The sequence below is a fragment of the Clostridia bacterium genome, from assembly GCA_028698525.1.
Taxonomy (GTDB): domain Bacteria; phylum Bacillota; class Clostridia; order JAQVDB01; family JAQVDB01; genus JAQVDB01.
Genome location: JAQVDB010000095.1, coordinates 1 through 5,152, shown reverse-complemented (window position 1 = coordinate 5,152; position 5,152 = coordinate 1). Strand labels below are relative to the sequence as shown.

The 5,152-nt window shown below is 35.6% G+C and carries 6 protein-coding genes; 2 read left to right on the top strand and 4 right to left on the bottom strand.

Annotated elements, in window-relative coordinates; all coding sequences use genetic code 11:
- Positions 1-269 precede the first annotated feature (269 nt).
- Positions 270-812 (top strand): hypothetical protein, encoded by a 543-nt coding sequence (locus PHP06_10405; protein MDD3840952.1) that lies wholly within the window; start codon positions 270-272, stop codon positions 810-812.
- Positions 813-1,198: 386 nt separating this feature from the next.
- On the opposite strand, the gene PHP06_10400 is transcribed toward PHP06_10405, so the two are convergent.
- The 4 genes from PHP06_10400 to PHP06_10385 form a co-directional block, all read right to left on the bottom strand.
- Positions 1,199-1,828, bottom strand: coding sequence for a hypothetical protein (locus PHP06_10400; protein ID MDD3840951.1), 630 nt, complete (start codon positions 1,826-1,828; stop codon positions 1,199-1,201).
- On the bottom strand, positions 1,813-2,001 hold the full coding sequence (locus PHP06_10395; GenBank protein MDD3840950.1) for a class IIb bacteriocin, lactobin A/cerein 7B family: 189 nt from the start codon (positions 1,999-2,001) through the stop codon (positions 1,813-1,815). The genes PHP06_10400 and PHP06_10395 overlap by 16 nt, the downstream gene beginning before the upstream one ends.
- 81 nt (positions 2,002-2,082) lie before the next feature.
- Positions 2,083-2,370, bottom strand: a complete 288-nt coding sequence (locus PHP06_10390; GenBank protein MDD3840949.1) for a hypothetical protein — start codon at positions 2,368-2,370, stop codon at positions 2,083-2,085.
- Positions 2,371-2,668: 298 nt separating this feature from the next.
- On the bottom strand, positions 2,669-4,390 hold the full coding sequence (locus tag PHP06_10385; GenBank protein MDD3840948.1) for an IS1634 family transposase: 1,722 nt from the start codon (positions 4,388-4,390) through the stop codon (positions 2,669-2,671).
- 362 nt (positions 4,391-4,752) lie between these two features.
- Here PHP06_10385 and PHP06_10380 point away from each other — a divergent pair, with 362 nt between their 5' ends.
- Positions 4,753-5,046: a DUF4190 domain-containing protein gene (locus PHP06_10380; protein ID MDD3840947.1), complete on the top strand. Its 294-nt coding sequence runs from the start codon at positions 4,753-4,755 to the stop codon at positions 5,044-5,046.
- Positions 5,047-5,152 lie beyond the last annotated feature (106 nt).

Sequence of the window (5,152 nt, the reverse complement as noted above, 5' to 3'; positions counted from 1 at the left end):
TACTTGGCCCTCTTTTCCTGAGATTGTCCTGCTTGTCTATTTCAAAGTAATAGTTAGTTACGTCATAGTATAGAAGATCTGTTTTCCTGCCATATTGCTTTACAATTCGTTCGTGGATAAATTGTTGAGCATCCTTTTCAACCTTATTTCGGGAAGTTATCAGCATGGTACGAATTACTTAGAAAATCCATTACCGCTTCAATGGTAAATGGCATAATATCAAAGATATTTACAGTCAGATAGAAAAGTGTAAAGATCCCTCCAACTCGGTGATTGGATCAGCTAGAGTCAGCGTCAGAACTAAAAAGGATAGCCCATGCAATCAATGGGTAAATGCAAAACTTATCTTTGTCAGAAACACTAACCGCAAGGATGATGCTTGGCTGGCAATACTTTGTACCGATATGGAAATCAGTAGCGAAGAAGCAGTACGCATATATGGTAAACGCTGGGACATTGAAGTTTTCTTTAAAATGTGTAAGTCTTATCTGGCACTTGGCAAAGAATCTCAGGGTCGATCTTATGAAGCACAGATTGCTAGCACATCTATTGTCTTTTTACGCTACATGATGATTGCTGAGTCGGTACGTCTTGAACATGACGACAGAACATGGGGTGAAATATTTTTTAGGTTCTGTGACGAAGTCAAAGATATCGAATATGTAAAAGCAGTTAAACTGCTGATCGACACAATGATTGATATTCTCAGACAAACTCCGGTCTTGACAGATACCCATGCGCAGCAATTTATTGACCAATTAATCAATGCCCTGCCTTTCTATCTTAAAGATCGATTGCAGTTGGTTGCGTGATTATATTCATTTTTCAAGGTTCATTGCCACAATAGTGGTGGGAAAGTTGAGTAAATTATCTTTGGAAGCTATTGCTAATGCAAGAGTTGAGGGTTTTTTCAATTCATTGTGTAACCTCCAAGATTTTCTCGACTCTATCAATGTAATTATCAAAAATACTTTCATAAATTATACCATATAATCACATTAATGAATGACGAATGACTTGTCAAAGATTCATAACGCAGCTTCCAGGAATCCTTATCAAGACTTATGGTTGATATCTCTGCAAAATGGAGCTACTGTACGATATCAATCAATTCACTCTCCATCGTGGAGATGCATCATCTTTTATTTCCTAGTATGATTATTTGGTATAATCATTTCTGAGTAAACCCTTAGCAGCTTCACGTGTTAGCATCATTTAAGATGCTTTGAAGTTTTTCAAAATTAGCTTTCGATAGCCTTAACTTAAGTGTTTTTTTTGTTGCGCTGTGTTTTACATCCACAATTATTCTACCTGCAAATCCAGTCTTGTAGTTTGCAATACTGGTTTTTGTCATAGCCCATTTCTGATTCCCTACTATTATGGTGTTTTCATTAAAAGCATATATAGTTTGAGATAACAACCAGTATAAGCATAAAGAAACAAGGGCAATACTATAATCAATTTGAGAATAGTTGAAGATTTCTGCGAATCTGTGTCTCAGTAGTGTTAAAATAAAATCTATTTCAAGTCCAATAAGAATCAACACTACTGCACACACAGAAAATAAACCCAGTTTTTCTATAATAATATTGGCTCTTATTTTTTTTACACTAATAATGTTCTTAATCAGATAATATATAGAAAATATAAAGCATACTTGTGTTAATGCTATTTTAGAATACTCATAGAAACCCATATTTATACAGTCCCTTCGGTTTTTAATAAAAATTGCTTTTCGATGGCTTCTAAAAGAATCAGCTTGGTTTATGAAAAGGTGAATATCTAAACCAAGCTGACTCTCTGAAGATTGGTTTAGCTTTCCAAGCATTGAACGACAGTCATCAGTCCGATATATATGGTAACAGCCCCAGCAAGAGCTCCAGCACCAGTTGCACATACGATTATGCCTCCAACGATTGCTATGCTGCCACCAACCACCATCCACCAGTCAATGCCGCCGTCAATAGCCATTAGTTCTGAATAAGTTAATTCCAAAAACATTATTTCACCTTCTCATAAAATGACATTAGTAGTGATTCGTGAAATAGAGCTTCTACTCTGGATATATTTCTTCTAAAGAGGTTATAGGTTACTACCAAAAGTAACTATTCCAGCACCTAATAAAGCTAAACCGGCTGGAGGACACAGGCAGATGATTACAGGAGAAACTGCGATAGCAAGGCAAGACATGAACAGTGCCACTGGGCCACCTCCTTCAATAATCATCATTTCATCATGTGTCAAATCTTGAAACGTAAGGTTGTCAAATGCAATTGTACCATTCATAAGAAAACTCCTTTCTAAAATAATCGTTATAGGACCGGTTACAACAGTATATATGTCGTTGTAACCAGAACATATATCAACCAAATAGCAATATCGTTGGCGCCTTCAAGATATACTAATCAGCTAATATCTTGGAAAAACGATGCAATAGACCCTGCTATAGATTAACAATCCCAAAGCCTATTTTGGGACAATTATACACTACATGTTTTTTCATGTAAAGGGAATTGGCAAAAGACAGGAGGATACTCACTTTTTTTGGATATAGTATAGACATAGAAATATATCTTCTTTTCGGAAGCAAATTTGATAAAAAACCCCTGTAAGTAACCTGTATGAAGGGTTACAGGGGTCGCTTTTCTGCCAGGAGTTGTGGTATTAATCAACTTTTTTTCACATCTGCAAAAACTTTTTTAATTTCTCCAAGAGTCATAACTTTCCTACCGATATCTAGACCGAAAACTTCGTTAATATCATCGGTCACCTCATCCACATAGTCAAAAAGATAGTGATTAGCATCTACATGACTACAAGAAACTGAACGCAAGGATTTAAGTATTTTTTCAATGGTGTACTTGTTATCTAGTCTGATTTCTAGGATTCTAGCTATTACAAGGGCTAAGAAGCATATGAAGAAGTGTGCATTTATATGATCCTCCCTAGAAAGGTATACCGGCCTTGCATCTAAGGTGCTTTTTGTAACTTTAAATGACTCTTCGATTTTCCAAAGTCCTTGGTATATTTCTATAATACCTTCATCTGGCTCATCAAGTTCGCTTGTAACGATTGCATAATAACCGTCCAGTTGTTCTTCCTGCATTATTTTTTCTTGGTTCAAAAATTGCATCTTGCCGGTTTTCTGTATTTCTCCAGTTTCTTTATCGAACTCTATATTTGCAACATAAGATGCAGCACCGTAGCTAGTAGCCTTGGTATACTTTGAAGGATTTGATATTAAATCTGTAGCTTTAGCCAGTAGCTCTTCTCTTTTATTTTTGGAACGTTTAGCAAATTTGCTACTATAGTAAACAACCTGCTTTTGATCTATCTGAATTTTTTTCTTTCTAGGTTTGCCACTCCTATATTTGCCTACAGTGACGTTAATTGTCGTTGGAATGACTCGAGACTTTATTTTAAAATCCTTATTTCCACGATAGCCCTCATTATCAAGAACGAATTGTTTGAATTCGTTGCTCGCTCCTCTTATGGTTTGACTGTATACATATCCGTCGCCAAGAGCGGAATTAAATGCTATATTGTCGCCACTATTTAATCCCTTGTCAGCCACCACTATTATACGATCTGTTTTGAATTGTTTCTTTATTGTTTTTAATACAGGCATCATTGTTTGTGAATCATGGGTATTTCCTTCAAAAAGCTGGTAGGAGAGTGGTATTCCTTGCCTATCTAATGCTAACCCCATTTGAACAATTGGATTGGGCCTATGCTCTTTACTTGGCCCTCTTTTCCTAAGATTGTCCTGCTTGTCTATTTCAAAGTAATAGTTAGTTACGTCATAGTATAGAAGATCTGTTTTTCTGCCATATTGCTTTACAATTCGTTCGTGGATAAATTGTTGGGCATCCTTTTCAACCTTATTAAAATGCTTCAAGCTATGGTATACGTCATCCAATGTAAAATCAGCCTTATCAAAGAATAGGTCATTGATTTTAACAGTTGTCCTTTTAGAACAAGGATAGATTAGTCTAGCAAAGATTAAAACTTTGATTATGCTGTTAGTATTGAATTTGAAATTCTCATGCCTTCGCTTGTTATTGAAAAATCTATCCAGTTCTAATTCATGATAAATCTTGTTGAAGACAACATGTCCAAAGTTTTTTCGGTTCTGTGAATTTCTATCCACCCTGTCGTCGGCATTCAATCTTATGTATACGTCCTTTTCTTCTAAACGCTTCTGTTCCATCTGTTTAGCAATTTGCTCAAAGTGTGCAATTGGATCGTCATATTCTTTCTCAAGTACATCAAGATAACCTAAGGACTTTTCAACCTTTCGTTTAGTCTTTCCTTCTTTATCACGATAACTATGAACTATTTGCAGATATGTTCTGCCAGTTTTCTTCGAGTAGTTTTTAGCCAAAAACATTTTGATACCCCCTACAGACTTAAATATGATAATATTTACAATATATTACTACATAAGTCCACTATATTAAGCATAAATTTGACAAAAAAAATTACCACTTTTACTTGCTATTACTGGCCTAGGGCAAATCATATACTTGATTATGCTTCCGAATAAACGTTTATAGGTCTTAGGACTAGGATATTTATACCTAAAAGGTGGATGCTAGGGGTCCTGGCTGCTATAGTTCTTGTATATGCAGCAGTACGCAATATTTTTGTATAAATTTTTGGTATATCTGTATATATTGTGTTGTTCGACATATTTTAATATGGTATATTGTTGAAAAATAGTATTATTTAATAACTTTGAGGGGGCTAATCATGGATAATAACAATTTTGACGGTGGAGTGGACAATAACTATCAAAGTCCCGAATTAAATCAAGGACCAGCGGTACCTGATAGAAAGGGTATGGCAGTTGCATCTTTAGTTCTCGGCATTTTAAGTGTTGAATTATTTTGTTTATGGTATCTTAGTCTCCCATGCGCAGTTGTAGGCCTAATTTTAGGTATATTGTCACTGAAGAGTTCAGGCAGAGGCATGGCAATAGCAGGTTTAGTTCTATCAATAATACCCATTGCTATTGCTGTCGTAATAGACAAGGCCCTTTTTTAAAAACTAGTATTAAAGGCTTTTTGCAAATTCCTTACCCAGGTCAACACATTTCTCAACTGCCTCCTGGTCAGGATTCCACAATACCCTTAGGCCATCATTTACAAGC